At 55.9% G+C, this 18,966-nt stretch carries 20 protein-coding genes; 9 read left to right on the forward strand and 11 right to left on the reverse strand.

Going from position 1 to position 18,966, the window contains the following annotated elements; all coding sequences use genetic code 11:
- Window positions 1–72: 72 nt before the first annotated feature.
- From FGU71_RS13890 to FGU71_RS14160, 3 genes are all read left to right on the forward strand, one after another.
- A complete protein-coding gene (locus FGU71_RS13890) occupies window positions 73–765 on the forward strand; it encodes a nitroreductase (RefSeq protein WP_142789373.1) in 693 nt (230 codons plus the stop codon).
- A 151-nt stretch (window positions 766–916) separates the two neighbouring features.
- Complete coding sequence (locus FGU71_RS13895) at window positions 917–1,840, forward strand: OmpA family protein (RefSeq protein WP_142789375.1); 924 nt, start codon at window positions 917–919, stop codon at window positions 1,838–1,840.
- 65 nt (window positions 1,841–1,905) lie between these two features.
- On the forward strand, window positions 1,906–2,052 hold the full coding sequence (locus FGU71_RS14160; protein WP_185960323.1) for a hypothetical protein: 147 nt from the start codon (window positions 1,906–1,908) through the stop codon (window positions 2,050–2,052).
- Window positions 2,053–2,128: 76 nt separating this feature from the next.
- Here FGU71_RS14160 and FGU71_RS13900 read toward each other — a convergent pair whose 3' ends face one another.
- Window positions 2,129–2,383: a hypothetical protein gene (locus tag FGU71_RS13900; RefSeq protein WP_142789377.1), complete on the reverse strand. Its 255-nt coding sequence runs from the start codon at window positions 2,381–2,383 to the stop codon at window positions 2,129–2,131.
- 106 nt (window positions 2,384–2,489) lie between these two features.
- Between FGU71_RS13900 and FGU71_RS13905 the strand changes: the two genes are divergently transcribed.
- Window positions 2,490–4,361, forward strand: a complete 1,872-nt coding sequence (locus tag FGU71_RS13905; RefSeq protein ID WP_142789379.1) for an ABC-F family ATP-binding cassette domain-containing protein — start codon at window positions 2,490–2,492, stop codon at window positions 4,359–4,361.
- A 148-nt stretch (window positions 4,362–4,509) separates the two neighbouring features.
- On the opposite strand, the gene FGU71_RS13910 is transcribed toward FGU71_RS13905, so the two are convergent.
- Both FGU71_RS13910 and FGU71_RS13915 read right to left on the reverse strand, forming a co-directional pair.
- Window positions 4,510–5,715 (reverse strand): type III PLP-dependent enzyme, encoded by a 1,206-nt coding sequence (locus FGU71_RS13910; RefSeq protein WP_142789381.1) that lies wholly within the window; start codon window positions 5,713–5,715, stop codon window positions 4,510–4,512.
- A 150-nt stretch (window positions 5,716–5,865) separates the two neighbouring features.
- Complete coding sequence (locus FGU71_RS13915; RefSeq protein ID WP_142789383.1) at window positions 5,866–6,438, reverse strand: LemA family protein; 573 nt, start codon at window positions 6,436–6,438, stop codon at window positions 5,866–5,868.
- Window positions 6,439–6,519: 81 nt separating this feature from the next.
- On the opposite strand from FGU71_RS13915, the gene FGU71_RS13920 reads away from it, so the two are divergent.
- Complete coding sequence (locus FGU71_RS13920; RefSeq protein ID WP_234035798.1) at window positions 6,520–7,539, forward strand: DUF3137 domain-containing protein; 1,020 nt, start codon at window positions 6,520–6,522, stop codon at window positions 7,537–7,539.
- Here FGU71_RS13920 and FGU71_RS13925 read toward each other — a convergent pair.
- Genes FGU71_RS13925 through FGU71_RS13935 form a run of 3 tightly spaced genes read right to left on the reverse strand, consistent with a single transcriptional unit; the run spans window position 7,536 to window position 10,432 of the window.
- Window positions 7,536–8,729: a carboxynorspermidine decarboxylase gene (locus FGU71_RS13925; protein ID WP_142789385.1), complete on the reverse strand. Its 1,194-nt coding sequence runs from the start codon at window positions 8,727–8,729 to the stop codon at window positions 7,536–7,538. The genes FGU71_RS13920 and FGU71_RS13925 overlap by 4 nt on opposite strands.
- 6 nt (window positions 8,730–8,735) lie before the next feature.
- Complete coding sequence (locus tag FGU71_RS13930) at window positions 8,736–9,221, reverse strand: hypothetical protein (RefSeq protein WP_185960324.1); 486 nt, start codon at window positions 9,219–9,221, stop codon at window positions 8,736–8,738.
- A complete protein-coding gene (locus FGU71_RS13935) occupies window positions 9,221–10,432 on the reverse strand; it encodes a saccharopine dehydrogenase family protein (RefSeq protein WP_142789451.1) in 1,212 nt (403 codons plus the stop codon). Before FGU71_RS13935 ends, FGU71_RS13930 begins: the two co-directional genes overlap by 1 nt.
- A gap of 62 nt (window positions 10,433–10,494) precedes the next feature.
- Between FGU71_RS13935 and FGU71_RS13940 the strand changes: the two genes are divergently transcribed.
- The 3 genes from FGU71_RS13940 (at window position 10,495) to FGU71_RS13950 (ending at window position 12,430) form a co-directional block, all read left to right on the forward strand.
- A complete protein-coding gene (locus tag FGU71_RS13940; RefSeq protein ID WP_142789389.1) occupies window positions 10,495–11,445 on the forward strand; it encodes a threonine ammonia-lyase in 951 nt (316 codons plus the stop codon).
- Between the two features lie 62 nt (window positions 11,446–11,507).
- Entirely contained in the window at window positions 11,508–11,960 is a 453-nt protein-coding gene (locus FGU71_RS13945) for an MAPEG family protein (protein WP_142789453.1), read from the forward strand.
- A 23-nt stretch (window positions 11,961–11,983) separates the two neighbouring features.
- Window positions 11,984–12,430, forward strand: a complete 447-nt coding sequence (locus tag FGU71_RS13950) for an MAPEG family protein (RefSeq protein WP_142789391.1) — start codon at window positions 11,984–11,986, stop codon at window positions 12,428–12,430.
- A gap of 38 nt (window positions 12,431–12,468) precedes the next feature.
- On the opposite strand, the gene trxB is transcribed toward FGU71_RS13950, so the two are convergent.
- Complete coding sequence (gene trxB / locus FGU71_RS13955) at window positions 12,469–13,443, reverse strand: thioredoxin-disulfide reductase (protein WP_185960325.1); 975 nt, start codon at window positions 13,441–13,443, stop codon at window positions 12,469–12,471.
- A gap of 61 nt (window positions 13,444–13,504) precedes the next feature.
- Window positions 13,505–14,299, reverse strand: a complete 795-nt coding sequence (locus FGU71_RS13960) for a tyrosine-protein phosphatase (protein WP_234035799.1) — start codon at window positions 14,297–14,299, stop codon at window positions 13,505–13,507.
- Window positions 14,300–14,473: 174 nt separating this feature from the next.
- Between FGU71_RS13960 and FGU71_RS13965 the strand changes: the two genes are divergently transcribed.
- Complete coding sequence (locus FGU71_RS13965) at window positions 14,474–14,929, forward strand: response regulator (protein WP_142789395.1); 456 nt, start codon at window positions 14,474–14,476, stop codon at window positions 14,927–14,929.
- A 3-nt stretch (window positions 14,930–14,932) separates the two neighbouring features.
- On the opposite strand, the gene FGU71_RS13970 is transcribed toward FGU71_RS13965, so the two are convergent.
- Genes FGU71_RS13970 through otsB form a run of 3 tightly spaced genes read right to left on the reverse strand, consistent with a single transcriptional unit; the run spans window position 14,933 to window position 18,889 of the window.
- Complete coding sequence (locus FGU71_RS13970; RefSeq protein ID WP_142789397.1) at window positions 14,933–16,324, reverse strand: alpha,alpha-trehalose-phosphate synthase (UDP-forming); 1,392 nt, start codon at window positions 16,322–16,324, stop codon at window positions 14,933–14,935.
- A gap of 7 nt (window positions 16,325–16,331) precedes the next feature.
- Window positions 16,332–18,137, reverse strand: coding sequence for a glycoside hydrolase family 15 protein (locus tag FGU71_RS13975; protein ID WP_142789398.1), 1,806 nt, complete (start codon window positions 18,135–18,137; stop codon window positions 16,332–16,334).
- Entirely contained in the window at window positions 18,134–18,889 is a 756-nt protein-coding gene (gene otsB, locus FGU71_RS13980; RefSeq protein WP_185960326.1) for a trehalose-phosphatase, read from the reverse strand. The genes FGU71_RS13975 and otsB overlap by 4 nt, the downstream gene beginning before the upstream one ends.
- Window positions 18,890–18,966: the final 77 nt, after the last annotated feature.

The following is an 18,966-nucleotide window of genomic DNA, read 5'->3' on the forward strand; positions in this document are numbered from 1 at the left end:
TGAACCGCCAGCGCTTTCACTCCGCTCATCTCTCCGCTAGCAGACTGAAAACGTCTGAGACAGGAGAGATGAGTGAGCGGAACGCCAGACCAAAAGTATGATGAAGTGGTGCGTGGACGCCGTTCGATCCGGGGTTATCTGGACAAGCCGGTCGAGCGCGAATTGATCGAAGAGGTGCTTTCGCTTGCGATGCGATCACCCACTTCGATGAATACCCAGCCGTGGCATTTCCACGTCATCACCGGCGAGCCGCTGGACCGCATCCGCAAAGGCAACACAGAGCGCATCCTTGCCGGAGAACCGGACAGCCGGGAATTTCGCCGGGGCGAACCATTCGCCGGCGTCCACCGGGACCGCCAGGTTGAAGTCGCCAAGCAGCTGTTCGGTGCGATGGGCATTGAACGCGATGACAAGGACAAACGCCAGGACTGGGTCCTGCGCGGGTTTCGGCAATTCGACGCACCTGTCTGCGTTATTGTCACCTATGATCGTGAGCTTTCCAGCAGCGATGACACCGCCTTTGATTGCGGTGCGGCAACGACTGCACTGGTCAATGCGGCATGGTCCCGCGGGCTTGGCTGCGTCATCAACTCGCAAGGCATCATGCAAAGCCCGGTGGTGCGCGAACACGCCGGCATTCCTGATGATCAGGTGATCATGAAAGCCGTTGCGATGGGGTGGCCTGATCCGGACTTTCCGGCCAACGCGGTATACACCCACCGGAAAGAACCGGTGGACGCCATGCGGTTCGTCGGGTTCGATTAAACCCGCCGCCGCACCGTGCCTTCAGATTAATCAGTCACGGTTCGCCGCATCTTACGCCCGAATTAACCCTCCCTGTTGCAGTTAGGCTTGTAAAATCATCCGACAGACGGAGAACCTGCTTCCAGCGGGGCAAGGTTAGAGGAGCAGAATAATGATCAACACTTCAAACAGGTCGCGCAGCTTGGCGCTCGCGGCTTTCGTTTCAATGGCAGCGCCATCCGCATTGGCAGCGCAAGACGAAGGTCCGGTCCGGGTTTCGGCGCAGACGCAGGAAGACGTTCTGACGACGGTAACGGGCTCACCACCAGCCGATTTGACCGGCCTGACGCAAGGCCCCGAAATCGAAGGGCTGATTTCCGCCCGCAACGGGGACAGAGTTCAGATTACCGCACCAGACGGTAGCAAAACGGTCGTGACCCTTGGCAGCGGAACGGTGATCAAGGCCAAAGGCGGATTTTTGGGAATGGGGCGCACTGCGCTTACACCGGATGCTTTGCTGAATGGTCTGCCAGTGAGCGTTGAGACAGTCGAATGGGCCAATCGCCTGGTCGCGACCGAAATTGGTCTCAGCAACAAAGATCTCAAAACGGCGGCGATGATCCGTAATGGAACCAATCAGCGTTTCGAACAACAAGGTGCCCGTATCACGCAAAACGCAGCCGCCACCGAAGCACTGCGTGGCCGGTTCGGCGATATTGACCAGTACAATCTCAAAGGCACAACCAACGTCTATTTCGACAGCGGCAAATACAGCCTTTCACCCGAAGCACGCGGAGAGCTGTGCCGAGCGGCAGAGGATGCAGAGGCGATGGACAATGCCTTGCTTTTGGTTGTTGGATACACCGATTCCACTGGCAGTTATGAAATCAACCAGGAGTTGAGCGAAAAGCGCGCAGGCCGCGTGGTCAATTTCCTTCAGCAGGAATGCCGCTGGAAACCTTACCGGATGCTCACACCGACAGGTATGGCGGCCTCCGATCCGGCGGCCGATAATGCTAGCGAATATGGCAAAGCGCAAAACCGCCGCGTTGCAGTCAATATCCTCGTCAGCAAGAGCGTCGATGGGTTAAACTAAGAGCTAAAAGGGCGGGCTTTGATCCGGCCTTTTTGATGAAGAATAGGAATAGGAGGGCGGGTCTTATGGCCCGCCCTTCCCGCTTTTACGGGCAAGCCAGAGGCTGGCGCGCGCGCCACAAGACCAATCAGACGCCCGGCATATCAGGCTCGATTGAAGGCATGGGGCAATGCAGCAGGGGATTTGGCTGCATCACGGCAGGCGCATTGTAAAAGGTGCGCCCCTACACCGGCACCCGTTTGCCAGACCTCGGCAAAAACACGAAACGGGGCGCTCGGCGGCTGAAAATCATTGGGTGGACGCCATCATATCCATGAAATTGCGCGCCGCCTCCCTATCTGCTTCGTCTTCGAAAGCTACGTCCAGATCGGGCGCAGCATCCAGAATGTGCAGCAGGCTCCAAAGGGCAAATCGCTTTCCACGGTCGCTTTCAAGCCCAAAATCGACAAGCATCCTATCCGTGGCCATCGGGATCGCGTCTACCTGGACCTGCCCCAGATCCGTGGTGCCAAAATAGCGTTGCAGCAAGTTTTCCATATCCATGATCTGGCGCTAAACCTCTCACCGCACGAAGCAAGTGTTCAATCAAATTGCCCCTTCGCCATCAAAGTCGTTGGGCCATGCGTTGGGAGTTGCTAGAGGCGCGGTCATGCTTACCATTGATGATGTCACTATTCGGCTTGGCGGCCGCCCAATCCTTGAGCACGCAAGTGCCGCGATCCCGCAGGGCGCGCGTGTCGGACTGATTGGCCGCAATGGAGCCGGCAAGTCGACTTTGATGAAAGCCCTGATCGGCGAGATTGAGCCGGACGAAGGCGCGATCTCAAGATCATCAAAGCTCAACCTCGGCTATATCGCACAAGATGCGCCAAGCGGTTCCGTAACGCCCGAAGAGATCGTGCTTGCCGCAGATGTCGAACGCGCCGAATTGCTGGAAGAGGCCGAAACCTGCACAGATATGGACCGGCTCGGCGATGTGCATGATCGTTTGCTGGCCATCGATGCGTACAGTGCGCCCTCGCGCGCGGCGCGCATTTTGACAGGGCTCGGCTTCGACGAGGATATGCAGCGCCAATCACTCGACAGTTTCTCAGGCGGTTGGAAAATGAGAGTTGCGCTGGGCGCACTGTTGTTTTCAGAGCCGGATGTTCTGCTTCTGGATGAGCCTTCGAACCACCTCGATTTGGAAGCGACGCTGTGGCTTGAGAATTTTCTAAAAAGTTACCCGGCCACCTTGTTACTGATCAGCCACGAACGCGATCTGCTCAATAAAGTTGCCGATCACATCTTGCATCTGCAAGGCGGTAGGTTGACCCTCTATCCGGGCGGATACGACAGTTTTGAAAAGCAAAGAGCTGAGCGTGCCGCACAGCTCGCCTCTGCCAAAGCTTCACAAGACGCGCAGCGCGCGAGGCTGGAGGATTATGTCGCTCGTAACAGCGCCCGTGCGTCAACCGCCAAACAGGCGCAGTCGCGGGCAAAAATGCTGTCAAAAATGCAACCTATTGCGGCGTTGATGGAAGACCCCTCGCTGAGCTTCGATTTCCCCAATCCCGCCGCCCTTAAACCGCCCATGATTACCATGGACACAGCGGCCGTCGGCTACGAAACGGATGTACCGATACTCAGACAGGTGAGCATGCGGATTGAGCCGGATGACCGGATCGCGCTGCTTGGACGCAACGGCAATGGCAAGACCACCTTGGCGCGGCTGTTGGCCGCTCAGCTTCCGCTGATGGAAGGGGAAATCAACGCTCCTGGCAAAATGAAGGTCGGATATTTCACGCAATATCAGGTGGAAGAATTGGCGGGTGATGAAACCCCGCTCGAACACATGAACCGTGCAATGGAAGGCAGACCGCAATCTGCAATACGCGAGCAATTGGGCCGCTTCGGATTTTCCGGCAATCGCGCGACGAGCAAAGTGGGCAAGTTGTCGGGCGGTGAACGGGCACGCCTCGCGCTGGCATTGGTAACGCGCGATGCGCCCCATCTGCTGATTTTGGATGAACCGACGAACCACCTCGATGTCGATGCGCGCGAAGCATTGGTGCAGGCGCTGAACGATTACTCTGGTGCCGTCATTCTGATCAGCCATGACAGGCATATGGTTGAATTGACCGCTGATCGACTGGTGCTGGTCGATGCAGGGACTGCAAAGGAATATGCCGGAAGCATGCAGGATTACATCGACTTGGTGCTGGGCCTGAACCAAAATAAAAAGGAACGCGGTACCAAAAACAAAAAAGCCAATCGCGGCAAATCTGCCAAAGAGCGCACCGAGTTGAAGGCTGTAAAAGCGCAGGTCACCCAGCTGGATAAAGTTATCGCAAAATTGCAGTCCGATCGTAGCGATCTCGATCGCGCAATGTATGAGCCTGCCAGCGCATCAACTGGATTGGCAAACAAGCCAATGAGCGAGCTTATGGCGCGGCGGGCACGCCTGACCGATGAACTGGAGGAAGCAGAAGCCGAATGGCTCACCCTAAGCGAGCGAATGGAGAAGATCGAGCAAAGTTAGGTCTGCATTACGCAGGCGATTGTGGCCAACAAAGGCGCGATCAATTCGGCGAAACAGCCGCGCATTCAAAGACGCACATCGCCAGTTACCGACAGCAAGGTGGCTTGTGGAATTCTGCACTCGGGCCGCAATCAGCCTGCCGAGCTTCCTACCGCAAGCTCACCACATTATCGCTGTCCTCACGCACGCGCGTACCATTGAACAGGCTCAGCATTGGTTCGTCAGTTACGATGACACATTCGGCATCACCAAACCCGTTAAAACCGGTTTTCATTGCCGCGCCATACGCGCCGAGCATACCAATCTCGATATAGTCGCCCGCCTGAATATCCGCAGGCAGCGGGAACGGGCCGGCCATGTAATCGGCATCATCGCAAGTGGGGCCGTAGAAAGCGAAATCCTCAAGCCCGTCGCGCAGGTCATCTTCCAGCGCATTTGCGGGGAAACGCCACGCCACATGCGCCGCATCATACAGCGCGCCGTAGGCACCATCATTGATGTAAAGCTCGCTACCGCGCCGTTTTTCGACCTTCACAATCATAGAGCTGTATTCCGCGCACAGCGCCCGGCCCGGCTCACACCATAGCTCTGCGTTGTATGCGATGGGTAGCGCATAGAAATGCTGATGAATGATCGCGAAGTAATCTTCCAGCGGAGGCGGCTCCATACCCGGATAGATGCTGGGAAAACCACCGCCCACGTCGATCATGTCAATCACAACCGAAGCCTCTGCAATGGCTGCGCGGGTGCGATCGAGCGCCTGAACGAAGGCGAATGGTGTCATTGCCTGACTGCCCACATGGAAACAGATGCCAAGCCAATCGCAATGCTGGCGGGCCTGTTGCAGCAGCTCAGGCGCTTCGAGCAGATCACAGCCAAACTTGCTGGCCAGTGACAGTTCAGAATATTCGGACGATACACGTATGCGCACACACAAACGCAAATCTTGCGCAGGCTCACCTGTTTCGGGATTGCGGCAGGCCTCGACGATCTTTTCAAGCTCTTCGATGCTATCGAGACTGAAGGTTTTGACGCCGTGCTTGAAATAAGCCTCACGGATTGCGCTTGGCGTTTTGATCGGGTGCATAAAACACAGCGTCGCATCAGGCAGAACGCCGCGTACGAGCCGCACCTCTGCGATGGAGGCAGTGTCGTAATGCGTTACTCCTGCATCCCACAGAACCTCGATCAAATCGGGCGCCGGATTCGCTTTCACAGCGTACAGAACCTTGCCCGGAAATTTCCCGACAAAGAATTCTGCAGCGCGCTTGGCAGCGTGCGGACGATTGAGGATGACCGGCTCGTCAGGCTTAAGAGCCCGGGCTACAGTCTTGGCGTCAGGAAACGTATGCAATTCAAGGGACCCCCAGAAGGTTCAGCTGTTTGACCAAACGGTTTTGAGGCTGCCTTGCGGTTTAGTCCCTTGGGGCAGCGGAAGCGCGCATATAAAGCCTCTGCGCGCCCTCGCAACTATAAATCATGAAAGACGCAAAAGTTCCGTGATTTAGAACGCAACAGCCGGGGTCTGATCCACGGTGCCCTGCTCGCTATCGTCGAGCCGATTAAAGTCGGCCTCTTGGAAACCCAGCGCCCCTGCGAACAGGACGGCAGGAAACGCTTCGCGAGAGGTATTGAAGCGCGCCACCGCAGCGTTCAGCGCACGGCGCGACGCGGCAAGCTTGTCTTCAACATCGGCGAGCTCATTCTGAAGCTCCTGAAAATTGGTGTTGGCTTTGAGATCGGGATAATCCTCACCAAGAGCCAAAAGGTTATCGAGAGCCAGTTTTAGCCCCTTTTCCTCGCCGGACGTCGGATTGCCTTTTGCCGCGGCATTGCGGGCCTGAATGACGCTTTCCAGCGTCGAGGCCTCATGCCCGGCATAACCTTTCACCGTTTCAACGAGGTTTGGGATCAAATCGTGGCGCAAACGAAGCTGTGCATCGATGTCGGCCGCGCCCTGATTAACATTCTGTCTCAGGCCAACCAGATTGTTGTAAATGCCGATGATCAACAGCAAAAGTGCAACGACAATCACGATAATCGCAGACGTCCAGAACCAGCCAAGAATCTCAACCATTGTACACCCCTCCTTTTGCGAGCAACTATATCCTAACTCCTATTGGTTAAAAGATCACAGCTTTAACAAAGGTTTTGCAAAATGATGCGCGCGGATGTTCAGGGATTGATGCACGGGGAGCTTGGCGACTGGCTTGGCCAGCAATCCGCCATGCGCACGGAAGCGAAAGCGGAAGCCACATCGCGCTGGACGTGGGGCGCTGCTGGATTGCTGCCGGTTCTGGCCTTCCTTTGGTTTGGCCCATTCTTTTCAGGGACATTCACGTTCATTCTTACCGCTCTTGCAATTGGCGGTGTTTATGCCTGGGGATATATGCCCATCGCCGAAGCGAAAAAGGCGATCAAAGTCGGCATCAATTCCGCCATCGCGAACAGTCTCGGCGTGCAATACGCCCATGATGTTGAGCCAGGCGGAGAATTCGAGGCCTGCCGGACCTATGGCCTTGTCCCGAATTATGACCGATCCGATTTTGAAGACCGCTGGTTTGGCCGATTGGAAGGGCACAGCTTTGAATTGTACGAAGCACACCTCGAAGAACGGCGCGGATCGAACAAAAACCGCCGATGGGTCACTGTGTTTCGGGGCGCCATTATCGCGATGGAATTTGGCCGGTCATTCCATTCCACCACTCTTTTGCAGAGAGCGGGTAAACATCAAAAATGGCTCGGGCTTGGCGGACGCAAAGACAATGTGAAATTCAAAGGCCATCAGCTCGCCTATGTCGATCAGGTGCATCCCGACTTTGAAGATATTTTTGAACTGTGGAGCGACGATCAGGTCGAAGCGCGCGTTTTGGTCCACCCGTCTTATATTGAACACTTGATCGCGCTCGAAAAAGCATTTCACGGTGAAGCGGTGCGCGCTCTGTTCACCCGCGGTTCTGTCGTAATCGCCGTGGAAAGCCAGGATTTGTTCGAAAGCGGATCATTGGACGCCGAGGGCGACGAGGCTCGCGTTGCAGAGGCCGCTGCGCAGTTCGAAGCTCTGGCTGGGCTCGCGCTTGCGATCAATCAAAACGAACGCGGGCGGGTTCTGCAAAATGTTGAAAGAGACCCGATCGGCGGGCAATTTGGACGCCGCAGGCGCAACGTGCGCCGTTAACTCAGCCGGTTTCTAAAGTCTTCGTAGTCGAACCGTTTTACACATTCGAGTGCATCCGTCTCGCTGTCCCACAACCAGATACTGGGCAATTGCACTCCGTTGAATGTGTTGGTCTTCACCATCGAATAATGCGCCTGATCCAGAAATGCGAAGCGCGCGCCCGCTTCTGCAGGGACCGGCAAACGGTAATCCCCAATCACATCACCTGCGAGGCATGACGGCCCGCCAAGGCGGATCGGGATGCTATCTTCGCCCGCAAGTTCGCCCATCATCGCTGGCCGATACGGGGCCTCCAACACATCCGGCATATGACAGGTCGCAGATATATCGGTGATGCCGATGGGCACTTCATTAAAGCCAGTGTCGAGCAGCGTGCCCACCAGAATTCCCGCGTCCAAAGCAATCGCCTCACCCGGTTCGATAATGATTTCTGCACCAGTATCAGCAGCCGCATCACGCAGAAACTCGGTCAGCTCTGCGCGCTCATAATCGGCGCGCGTGATATGATGCCCGCCTCCCATATTGATCCATTTTAGCTGTCCGAACCACGGCTCAATCGCATCGAAAACACGGTCCCAAGTCGCGCGAAGCGGCTCAAAAGTCTGCTCGCACAGGTTATGAAAGTGGATGCCCTCCACACCTTCCATCGCCTCTTCGGTCAGTTGATCGATAGGAAAGCCCAAACGGGAGCCCGGCGCGCTGGGATCGTATTTGGCCACTTCGCCCGTCGCGACCATCGGATTGATCCGCAAACCGACCGACACATCGCCGCCGGTTGTGGCTGCATGGTCAAGGATGAGCGCGGCGCGCTTCATCTGGCCGGGGGAATTAAAGATCACATGTTCGGAAAGGCGGCAAATCTCGTCCAGTTCCTCCGGCTTGAACGCGGCCGAATAGGTCGCAATCTCGCCGTCATAAAATTCAGACGCCAGCCGCGCCTCCCACAGACCGCTGGTCGATACCCCGTCGAGATATTCACCAAGAATGTGCGCGGTCGACCACATGGAAAACGCCTTGAGAGCCGCAAACACCTTGATCGAGCCGCCATCGCTCGCGGCTTCGTCTCGAATCCCTGCAAGGATCTGACAATTCTCACGGATTTTGGCCGCATCTACAACAAATGCGGGGCTATCGACGCGGGACAGATCAAAATGGGCGAAAGCGCCCGGATCACCGGCTTTTGTTTCCATTACTTTTTATTCCGTAATCTTGATCTGAACCGATGTGCCATCGGGCAAATCGGCAATCTCGCTATGCACCTGCGCCAAGCCAACCAACACTTCGCGCGCGGGCACAGCGTTCAAATTCGCCGCGCTATATTCGCATTGGGCAAATATCGGCAGAATCGCAAAGGCATAGCATTCATCTGCGCCCGCGACCTTGCCGGCGCTGTGCAATTCTTCGATCAGCCCCGGACCAAACCACACCATCACATCTTCGCCCACCTCATCACAGGTTTGCTCAAATACGGCGCGGCTTTCGGCGACCTCTTCTATATCGCCGAGCGAACAGCTGAGGCATTCAACCGTGCCGCTGGAGGTTTCATAGAAAACATCACCAAATTTGGACGCGATGAACGGCCTGAAATCACGATTTTTCAGCAACCATGACCAGGCCTGCGCGATTTCCTTGCTGAGGTTTTCTCCCGGTCGAAAGGCAATATCAGACCATGTGACCGGCATTAAAACTGCACCGGCCCGTCCAGTTCCTTTACCTGCCATGGCAGGCCATGCGCGTTCAGCATGTCCATAAATGGATCCGGGTCCATCTCTTCTATGTTGAACACACCCTTCCCGCTCCATTTGCCCGTCACCATCATCGCCGTGCCGATCATCGCAGGCACGCCGGTGGTGTAGCTGACCGCCTGATTGCCGGTTTCTTCATAGGCCGCTTCATGGCTGCAAATGTTGTTGATGTAGAATGTCTTCTCGCCCGAACCATCCAGCGCCTCGCCCGTGGCGATACAGCCGATATTGGTGTTGCCTTTGGTCGTTTCGCCAAGGCTTTCGGGCTTGGGAAGCACGGCTGCGAGGAATTGCAGCGGGATGATTTCCTTGCCCTGATATCGGACAGGTTCAATGCTGGTCATGCCAACATTCTGCAGCACGGTCAGATGCTTGATGTATTCGTCACCAAACGTCATCCAGAACCGCGCACGCTCCATTTCGGGATTGAATTTGGAAAGGCTCTCCAGCTCCTCGTGATACATCAGATAGGCGTTTTTCGGCCCGACCGCCTCGAAATCAAACTCGGTCTTTACCTGCATCGCCGGTGTCTCGACCCATTCGCCGTTTTCCCAATGGCGCGCGGGGGCGGTCACTTCGCGGATGTTGATTTCAGGATTGAAATTCGTCGCAAACGCCTGACCATGGTCGCCGCCGTTGCAATCCAGAATGTCCAGCGTGCGGATCGTTTTGAGCTTATGCTTCTTAAGCCACATCGTGAATACGCTGGTCACGCCGGGATCAAAACCGCTGCCCAAAAGCGCCATCAGACCCGCTTCCTTGAACCGGTCATGATAGGCCCACTGCCATTTATATTCGAATTTCGCCTCATCCTTTGGCTCGTAATTGGCGGTGTCGATATAATGCACGCCCGTTTCCAGACAGGCATCCATGATCGGCAAATCCTGATATGGCAGCGCAAGATTGACAACCAAATCCGCACCGATTTTTTTGATGAGGTTGACCATCGCAGGCACCTCCTCGGCATCGATTTCATATGTCTCGATAGATTGTCCGGTACGCGTTTTCACGCTTGCCGCGATGGCATCGCATTTTGACCTGGTCCGGCTAGCGAGGTGGATTTCTGGGAAAATTTCCGAATTCATCGCCATTTTATGGACGCAAACCGAGCTCACTCCGCCTGCTCCAATCACCAGAACCTTCGACATATCCATAACCTTTCAAATTCGATTGTTGCGCGCTCCCTAGTCCAATGCGCTAAAGCGTACAAATGATCCAAGAAGATATACGAATTCCGACCGCGCAAGGCGTCGCCGCTGCTCTCAAAAGCATTCAAGCTATTCCCCTTGCTCCGACACCGTTGATCCCGATCGAAATCGGCGGTGTTCAGGTGCATGTGAAATGCGAAAACCTGCAACCGATCGGCGCATTCAAGATCAGAGGCGCCTGGTGGCGGCTCAACAATCTGGGCGGCGATCATGCTGTCGCTGTGTCAAGCGGCAACCATGCGCAAGGCGTGGCATGGGCGGCAAAGCGTCTTGGCCTAAAAGCAACCATCGTGATGCCGCGCGATGCCCCCGAAGTGAAACTTGCAAACACCAAAGCGCTCGGCGCGGAGGTCGTGTTGTATGAACGGCCCGGCGAAGACCGTGACGCGGTAGCCGCAAAGCTGATCGAGGAGCGCGGGGGCATTCTGGTCCATGCGTTCGGCGATCCTTGGGTCATGGAAGGCCAGGGCACCGCAGGACTCGAGGCGGCAGAGCAACTGGGCCGCGCGCCAAGCCGGATCGTCACATGCTGCGGCGGAGGCGGTCTGGCTGTCGGTTTGAGTTTAGCCTGCCCCGATGCCGCGATCCACATTGTCGAACCCGAAGGCTGGGATATGGTCGGGCAAGCGATAGCGGCGGGCGAGCTGGTCCGTGTTTCCGATACGCCGCGCAAAACGATTTGCGACGCCTTGCAACCCGATGTCACCAAACAGCTTAATCTCGACATGCTGAAAGACCGCGCCGAACCCGGTATCACGGTCAGCGATGAGGATATTCGTCAGGCGCAGCGCTGGGCTTTCGCCAATCTGCGGATTGTTGTTGAACCGGGCGGCGCAGCCGCGCTTGCTGCGGCGTTGGCAGGGAAAGTGCCGCTTGATGATGGGACAATTCTCATGATTACAGGAGGCAACGCCGATCCTGCGCGGTTTGCAGAGACTATTTCGGCCGGGTGATTTGACAATGCCTGCGCGCTTTCGCAGAGGTGACACATAAGAGAGAAGAGGGGATCGTCTCAATGCAAGCGCAAATGCTCGCGCCCGCCGCCGTTCTGGTGGTGTGGACACTTATCGTACTGCTCTGGATCATTCCGGCGCGATTTGGCGCCATTGCCAAGGTCGAGGATAAACGCACTTTGCCTGCAAAAACGGGTGTAAGAGGCGGCGATCTTGAGGGTGTAATCCCCGACAAGGCGAATTGGCCCGCGCACAATCATACCCATCTGCACGAACAACCCACTCTGTTTTATGCGGTTGTGGTGATCCTCGCTCTCACCGCCCCTTCAGGTACCGACGTGATGCTTGCATGGGTCTATGTAGGGCTGCGGATAGTCCATTCCCTCTGGCAGATCCTGGTGAACAAGGTACCTGTGCGCTTTGTGCTGTTCTTGCTGAGCAGTATCGTGCTGATTGCGCTGGCAATTCGCGCTTTGATGGCCACTGCATTCGCTGATCCATCTGCGCTGTCTTAAGCTTCAACGAACGGACGTAATCAATGAACAATATCGACATCTTGCAACCGGCGGTCGCTTTGATGATCTGGACCATGATCATGTGGGCCTGGATGTATGCAACCCGTATTCCGGCGATGAACAAATCGCCTGATATTCCGGCCCCGTCAAAGCTTGTGGGATCAACTGGATCGGATCTACGCGCCAAACTGCCTGAAAAGGTCAGCTGGAAAGCAGACAATTACAACCACTTACACGAACAACCTACGGTGTTCTATGCTGCCGTAATCGTGCTTGCCCTGCTTGACCAAGGCACCGGGATGAATGCATTTCTGGCTTGGATTTACACTGGCCTTCGTGTGACACACAGTCTGGTTCAGGTAACAGCGAACAGGGTTATCGTGCGTTTTGTGCTGTTCGCATTGTCCAGTCTGGTGCTGATCGCGTTGATATTCCACGCGAGCGTCATCGTCTTCGACATTCACATATGATCATGCGTATTTAGCCGAAGCGCAGCAAGCGGCGGAGATCACTCCGCCGCTTGTGCTTCTGCATGTGCCTGAGCGTCCATTGTCGCAAGGAAGCGTTCGCCATCCAACGCGGCCATACAGCCCATTCCGGCAGCGGTAACGGCCTGCCGGTAAACATGGTCTGTGACATCGCCAGCCGCAAACACTCCGGGGATCGCTGTTTTCGGCGTGCCGGGTTCCACATCCAGATAGCCACTGGCATCCATGGAAAGCTTTCCTTTAAACAGCTCGGTCGCAGGCGCATGGCCGATCGCGACGAACGCACCATCGACTTGCAATGTTGAGGTTTCACCGGTCTGCGTGTCTTCGAGCACGAGATGATCGAGCGTCCCTTTCTCTCCTGCTTCGAAACTCTTCACGGTCTTGTTCCACAATGTCGTGATCTTGGGATTGTTGAATACACGGTCCTGAAGGATCTTTTCCGCGCGCAATTCATCGCGGCGATGGATCAGGGTCACATCGTCGGAATGGTTGGTTAGATACAGCGCCTCTTCCACAGCCGTGTTGCCCCCGCCGATCACCGCAACTTTCTTACCGCGATAGAAAAATCCGTCGCATGTTGCGCAGGCCGACACACCTTTACCGCCCAATTCCTGTTCACCCGGAGCCCCCAGCCATTTGGCCTGAGCGCCGGTGCAAATCACCACAGTATCGCCGATATATTCATCGCCGCTGTCACCGATGGCGGTATAGGGAGGGCCATTATCCAGATCGACCGAGACAATCGTGTCCCACATCATGCGCGTGCCGACATGTTCGGCCTGAGCCTTCATCTCTTCCATGAGCCACGGCCCCTGCACCACCTCGCGGTAACCGGGATAATTTTCGACGTCGGTTGTAATAGTCAGCTGACCGCCCGGCTGCAGACCTTGCACCACAATCGGTTCCAGCATAGCGCGCGCAGCATAAATCGCAGCGCTATATCCCGCCGGGCCGGAGCCAATAATCAACATCTTGGTGCGATGAGTAGCCATAATAAGTCTCGTTATACTTTGAATGTTTGAGGTAACGATATGGGCGATACAGCCCGAAATGTCAGCCCACGTAACGCTCGATCAGACGAGCTTTCCTTGCCTCATCCACACCTAATATTTGCGCAAGATACGTGTCGATGGAACCGTGATCTCTTGTGACCTCGGCAAAATAGGTATCGATATACTCGGGCAGCACACCGATCAGATTGCGCACCGCGCCCGGTTCAATCGAATCGTAATGTGCTTCCATCCGGGGTAAAGATTGCCGCTCCAAGATATGCTGCGTCGGCGCTTCGTTCGTCAGCAGGAATTCGTGCACGATATCATCGTGATGCACACCCAACGTATGCAGAAGCAGGCTGGCCGCGACGCCGGTTCGATCTTTACCAGCAAAACAATGGATCAGACTGGCGCCATCGCGGCTGTCCAAGGCACCGAAATATTGGGCAAACATGTCAATCATCGCAGGGTTTACCGGCATCCGCGTATAGACCGATAGCATACGCTGACGCGCCTTTTCGGCTGTCATATCGGACTTGTCCAAGCCGCCCTCGTGTGGGGGAGAACTGGTTGTCTCTCCGTCATATGCGATCACTTCCGAGGTGAAGGCATCATGCCGCCGGCACGGAAAACTAGACCGTTCGCTCTTGCCTCTGAAATCGATGATGGTCCGAATATCAAGGTTATGGAGCGTATCGAGATCGCCGTCGCTCGCCTCCATATGTTGTCCGGAGCGATACAGCAGCCCGGTTTTTACCCGGCCACCGCCGGTAACGGCATAGCCGCCATAATCACGCAGATTATGAATGCCTTCGGTGGGAAGGAACGGGTCTGGTCTAGTCTCTCGAATCATCATCAGCTTTAGTGGCAGTGCCGCCGCACCTGCACAACCGCTGACGCACAAACCGCAGGGACTGCACTTGTTTACGTAGCGGCCCGTACCCTTGTCTCAGCGCCAACTTGGTAAATTCAGCGATAGTCATAATTTTCACGGCCCCGGTGGGCCTCAATTCAACTTGGAAGGCTCACTATGGCTCGCATAATGATCGCGGATGATGACGAACTGGTCGCTGAATTGGCGAGCGACCTGTTGATTGATGCAGGCCACGCCTGCGGTTGGGTGACCAATGGAGAGGACGCATGGGCGTTAATGGAACAGCGCCGCCCCGATTTGCTGCTGCTCGACCAGGACATGCCCGGCATTTCAGGGGTCAGCTTGCTTCGGCGAATGCGCGGTTCGGCCAGGTTTTACGATTTGCCGGTTATCATGTTCACTGCGATGAGCGGGGCAGAGGACGAAAACAGGGCAATTTATGCCGGAGCGCAGGATTACATCCGCAAACCGTTTACCGGCGCTATTCTGACTGATCGCATTGACCGTGTGCTGGCAAAAACGGGTGGGCGGCACCTTGACCTAAAGACAAGGGTGGCTCGTGATGCCGGGTTTCTGGAGCCGGCTCGCCCGCTGGAGCAGCGGTGGGTCTAACGATTAATCCGCCGCAAGATCGCTGCAAAAATTGTTTGTCCAGTCCTGCACATTGTCATCCCGGATCGTTCCGATCATCGCCTCATACCGGCTTTTCCGTTCGTTTAACGGCATATCAAGGGCGGTCTGAATTGCCCTGGCTAGTGCATCCGGACTGTGCGGGTTCACCATCAAGGCACCCTGTCCATCGCAGTCCAATTGCTGCGCCGCACCGGCGAAATCCGACAGCAGCAACACGCCGGGATCCTCTGGATCCTGAGCCGCGATGTATTCTTTGGCGACAAGGTTCATTCCGTCGCGCAGCGGTGTGACCATACCGATCTTGGATGCCCGGAAAAAACCGTACAATTCAGCGTGGCTGTATCCTTGGTTCACATAGCGGATCGGAACGATATCGACTTCGGAACGCGCACCGTTGATCTGACCGGTTTTCTGTTCGAGCACCGCCCGGATTTTTTGATAGCTATTCACATCCTCGCGGCTTGGCGGGGCAATCTGGATGAAAATAAGATCGCGGGTGCGCTCGGGATGCTGGTCAAAAAACCGGCCAATACCGTCGATCCGCTCTGGTAAACCCTTGGAATAATCCAACCGGTCCACCCCGATCATACCTGTACGATTACGAAGGGATTCGAGCAGGCGCTTTTCAGCGTCTTTCGCTTCATCGGTTTTGCCCTGTTTCTGGAAATGGTCCCAGTCAATGCCGATGGGATAAGCCCGCGCGATAGCGGTGCGTCCCTTATGCGTTATGCGGCCCGTCGTCTGGTCGACATCCGCCTTCAATTCGGTCTCGCAATAATGAAAAAAACTGCTCAGCCACTCGCCGGTTTGAAATCCGATGAGATCATAAGCGAGCATCGTCTCAACCAACCGCTCGTGGAACGGCAAAGATGTCAGGAGCCGGGTCGGAGGCCATGGAATGTGGCTGAAAAAGCCGATCCGGTTCTTCGCTCCGCGAGCGCGCAGCCGTTCCCCCAGCGGGATCAGATGATAGTCGTGAACCCAGACAAGGTCCTCTTCCTCAATCAACGGCATGACGCTTTCGGCAAAACGCTCATTAACGCGTTCATAGCCCTTGCCCGTCTCGTTCTCATATTCGGTCAGATCGATCCGGTAATGGAACAAGGGCCAAAGCGTCGAATTGGCGTAACCGTTATAATATTCATCAATATCGCGCGACGACAAATCGATGGTCGCGGTCGTTACACCATCACTGCGCTGAAGATTCATGTTGCCAGTCCGGTCCTCGCTTTCCTGACCAGACCAACCGAACCATAAACCGCCATAGTCTTTCAGTGCTGCATTAAGAGCCCCCGCCAGTCCGCCTTGCGCACCGGCGACCCCGCGCGCTTTGGGTACGGCAACACGGTTCGAAATGACAACTAGACGGTTCATCGTGCCCTTATCTCACATCGCTCCACAATTTGGAAAGCAAACCGGCACAGTTTATCACCCCAACGAGCGAATAGGTCTGCGGGAAGTTGCCCCAAAGCTCGCCGGTTTCATAATCCAGATCCTCTGACAAAAGACCCGATCCGGTCGTATGGCTGAGCATTGTGTTGAACAATGTCCGCGCCTCATCATCGCGTCCGGCCAGATGCAATGCCTCAATCAGCCAGAATGTGCAGACATTAAACGCTGTCTCGGGCGCGCCAAAATCATCTTCTGCGGCATAACGCAGCATGTGATCTCCGCGTCTTAAATGTTCTTCAACGGCGGCAAAGGTCTGCTGGAAACGTTCATTGTCTGGCGCAACAAAGCGCAGCTCGACCATTTGTAGCAGGCTGGCATCCAGATAATCGCTTTCGAAACTCGCCCCGTAATGGCCGCCGCCCTTGCCATCATCTTTCCACGCTTCGGCTTCGATTTTCTCGCGAATGCTGTTGGCACGTTCCCGCCAGATCGCTGCGCGATCGGCCTTCCCAAGGTGATCAGCAACATTCGCCAGCCGGTCGCAGGCGGCCCAGCTCATGACAGCGGAATAGGTATGGACTTCTTCTCGGGTGCGGAATTCCCACAGCCCGGCATCGGGTTGATCGTGCATTGCCCATGCCATTTTCCCGACCTGTTCGAGGTTTTCAAAATCGTGATCATCAGCGGGACGAAGCAGGCGCTTGTCAAAAAAGCTCTGCACACTGGGAAGAACAATCTGACCATAACAATCGTGCTGAATTTGTTTGTAGGCGGCATTGCCGCGCCGCACGGGTCCCATGCCGCGATACCCGGCAAGGTAACTCGCGGTGGTTTCATCCAGCTCGCTTTCGCCCATCACGGAATATAACGGCTGGATCTGTCCGCCGCGCGCACCATCGACAATGTTGCGCAGATAGCCGAGATATTTCTCCATCACATCCAAAGCGCCAAGGCGGTTAAGCGCCTGAATAGTATAATAGGAATCGCGTATCCAACAATAACGGTAATCCCAATTGCGCTCCGAATGGGCAGCCTCTGGGATAGAGGTAGTAAGCGCCGCGACAATCGCGCCGGTTTCTTCATGCTGGCACAATTTCAGCGTGATAGCACAGCGGATAACCTCCTCTTGCCATTCAAACGGTATGTGAAGGCCGCGCACCCAGCTCTGCCAATATTTGCGCGTGCGCTGCTCCATTCCGCGCACTTCATTGCGCACATTTCCGACAAATGGCTCGTCCGGGCCAAGGAAAAAGTGCGTATCGTCTTCGATCCTGAACGTGCGCCCTTCGACGATGTACCCAACCGGAGCATCGGTCGAAAGCCGCAGCGCCTGCGGCCCGACCAGATAGCGAATATGGTTGGTACCATGGGTCGTCTCGGCAACCTGAGCGCCGTAATCCTTAACCGGGTTCAGAATTACTCTAATGCGGGGATTGCCCGATATAGGGCGGACGATCCGCGAATAGGCGACAGGGCGATACATCCGGCCAGACCGCTCATAACGGGGGCAGAAATCCAAAATCTCGACCGCGCTGCCGTCTTTGGCCTCCAGGGTTGTCACCAGATTGGGCGTATTGCGGATGTATTCCTGTTTTGCGGAAACCTGGCCTTCCAGCTCAAACCGCCAGATCCCTGCATCGCGCTGCTCGCCATTAAGCAATGACGAGAAAACCGGATCACCATCAACCCGCGGCACACAGCCCCAAACCAGAGCACCGCTCTGATCGATCAGGCCGGATACCTGGCAATTGCCAATCGGCCAAAGCTCAAGGTTCGGAAGACGCGTTTCAGTCATAAGTGAAGCCATTCGTGAACAGAGTTTACATCGGGAAGCCGATAGGCGGCGCTGGTTTCGCGGATTTCTCCAACCAGAATGCCGGCCCCGCCAGCTTGAATACACGCAGCAAAGCCAGCTTCATCGGTCAAATCATCGCCAACAAAGAAAGGGCGCGAGCCCGCAAACGGAACCTCGCGCAGGAATGTCTCCACAGCCGAGCCTTTATTCGCGCTTTTCGCCACGATCTCAACGACGCATTTGCCGCTCTGCGCGGCCCAGCCATGGCTGGCTGCCAAACTTTCGGCAAAGGCATGTGCTGCGGGTCCGGCGTCTGGATTCGACCGATAATGCAGCGCGCCGCCGTGCGGCTTGTCCTCATAATTCAGCGCATTTTGTGCAGCATACGCTTTCAATTGTCGTTCGATGGCAGCGGGCAGGCCTCGCGCGGCCTCACCCAGCTGCTGTCCCGCCGCGTTGCGGATATCCGAGCCATGTGAACCAGCGCCTGCCACGGGCAAAGGCCCGATATGCGTTGCGATATCATCCAGACCCCGACCGCTCACAATTGCGCAGCGTCCATCCAGCCGATTGGCCAGTTCAGCAATGGCATCTGCCAGCCCCGCTTTCGGCTCGATCGCATCCGGCCCCGGCGCAAGCTCCACAAGTGTGCCATCGAAATCGAGGAACAGGGACACTGGCCCTTCGCTCAATAGCGAGCCAAGCGTGGGCGGAACGCCTGTGACAGAGCCGATTTTCATCATGTCAGGCATAGAGGCTTGGCACCCGCCGTCAATAAGCCTGCTGCATTGCACAATCGTATGCGCGGCGACCATGCGCGGTTTTCAAC

It is taken from the genome of Erythrobacter insulae (genome assembly GCF_007004095.1).
Classification (GTDB): Bacteria; Pseudomonadota; Alphaproteobacteria; order Sphingomonadales; family Sphingomonadaceae; genus Erythrobacter; species Erythrobacter insulae.

What these genes read in the sequence shown, in the direction of transcription:
- FGU71_RS13895 (WP_142789375.1), top strand. Translation starts at nt 917, where the DNA reads ATGATCAACACTTCAAACAGGTCGCGCAGCTTGGCGCTCGCGGCTTTC.
- FGU71_RS14160 (WP_185960323.1), top strand. Translation starts at nt 1,906, where the DNA reads ATGGCCCGCCCTTCCCGCTTTTACGGGCAAGCCAGAGGCTGGCGCGCG.
- FGU71_RS13900 (WP_142789377.1), bottom strand. Translation starts at nt 2,383, where the DNA reads ATGGATATGGAAAACTTGCTGCAACGCTATTTTGGCACCACGGATCTG.
- FGU71_RS13905 (WP_142789379.1), top strand. Translation starts at nt 2,490, where the DNA reads ATGCTTACCATTGATGATGTCACTATTCGGCTTGGCGGCCGCCCAATC.
- FGU71_RS13915 (WP_142789383.1), bottom strand. Translation starts at nt 6,438, where the DNA reads ATGGTTGAGATTCTTGGCTGGTTCTGGACGTCTGCGATTATCGTGATT.
- FGU71_RS13920 (WP_234035798.1), top strand. Translation starts at nt 6,520, where the DNA reads ATGATGCGCGCGGATGTTCAGGGATTGATGCACGGGGAGCTTGGCGAC.
- FGU71_RS13925 (WP_142789385.1), bottom strand. Translation starts at nt 8,729, where the DNA reads ATGGAAACAAAAGCCGGTGATCCGGGCGCTTTCGCCCATTTTGATCTG.
- FGU71_RS13930 (WP_185960324.1), bottom strand. Translation starts at nt 9,221, where the DNA reads ATGCCGGTCACATGGTCTGATATTGCCTTTCGACCGGGAGAAAACCTC.
- FGU71_RS13935 (WP_142789451.1), bottom strand. Translation starts at nt 10,432, where the DNA reads ATGTCGAAGGTTCTGGTGATTGGAGCAGGCGGAGTGAGCTCGGTTTGC.
- FGU71_RS13940 (WP_142789389.1), top strand. Translation starts at nt 10,495, where the DNA reads ATGATCCAAGAAGATATACGAATTCCGACCGCGCAAGGCGTCGCCGCT.
- FGU71_RS13945 (WP_142789453.1), top strand. Translation starts at nt 11,508, where the DNA reads ATGCAAGCGCAAATGCTCGCGCCCGCCGCCGTTCTGGTGGTGTGGACA.
- FGU71_RS13950 (WP_142789391.1), top strand. Translation starts at nt 11,984, where the DNA reads ATGAACAATATCGACATCTTGCAACCGGCGGTCGCTTTGATGATCTGG.
- trxB (WP_185960325.1), bottom strand. Translation starts at nt 13,443, where the DNA reads ATGGCTACTCATCGCACCAAGATGTTGATTATTGGCTCCGGCCCGGCG.
- FGU71_RS13960 (WP_234035799.1), bottom strand. Translation starts at nt 14,299, where the DNA reads ATGATGATTCGAGAGACTAGACCAGACCCGTTCCTTCCCACCGAAGGC.
- FGU71_RS13965 (WP_142789395.1), top strand. Translation starts at nt 14,474, where the DNA reads ATGGCTCGCATAATGATCGCGGATGATGACGAACTGGTCGCTGAATTG.
- FGU71_RS13970 (WP_142789397.1), bottom strand. Translation starts at nt 16,324, where the DNA reads ATGAACCGTCTAGTTGTCATTTCGAACCGTGTTGCCGTACCCAAAGCG.
- FGU71_RS13975 (WP_142789398.1), bottom strand. Translation starts at nt 18,137, where the DNA reads ATGACTGAAACGCGTCTTCCGAACCTTGAGCTTTGGCCGATTGGCAAT.
- otsB (WP_185960326.1), bottom strand. Translation starts at nt 18,889, where the DNA reads ATGCCTGACATGATGAAAATCGGCTCTGTCACAGGCGTTCCGCCCACG.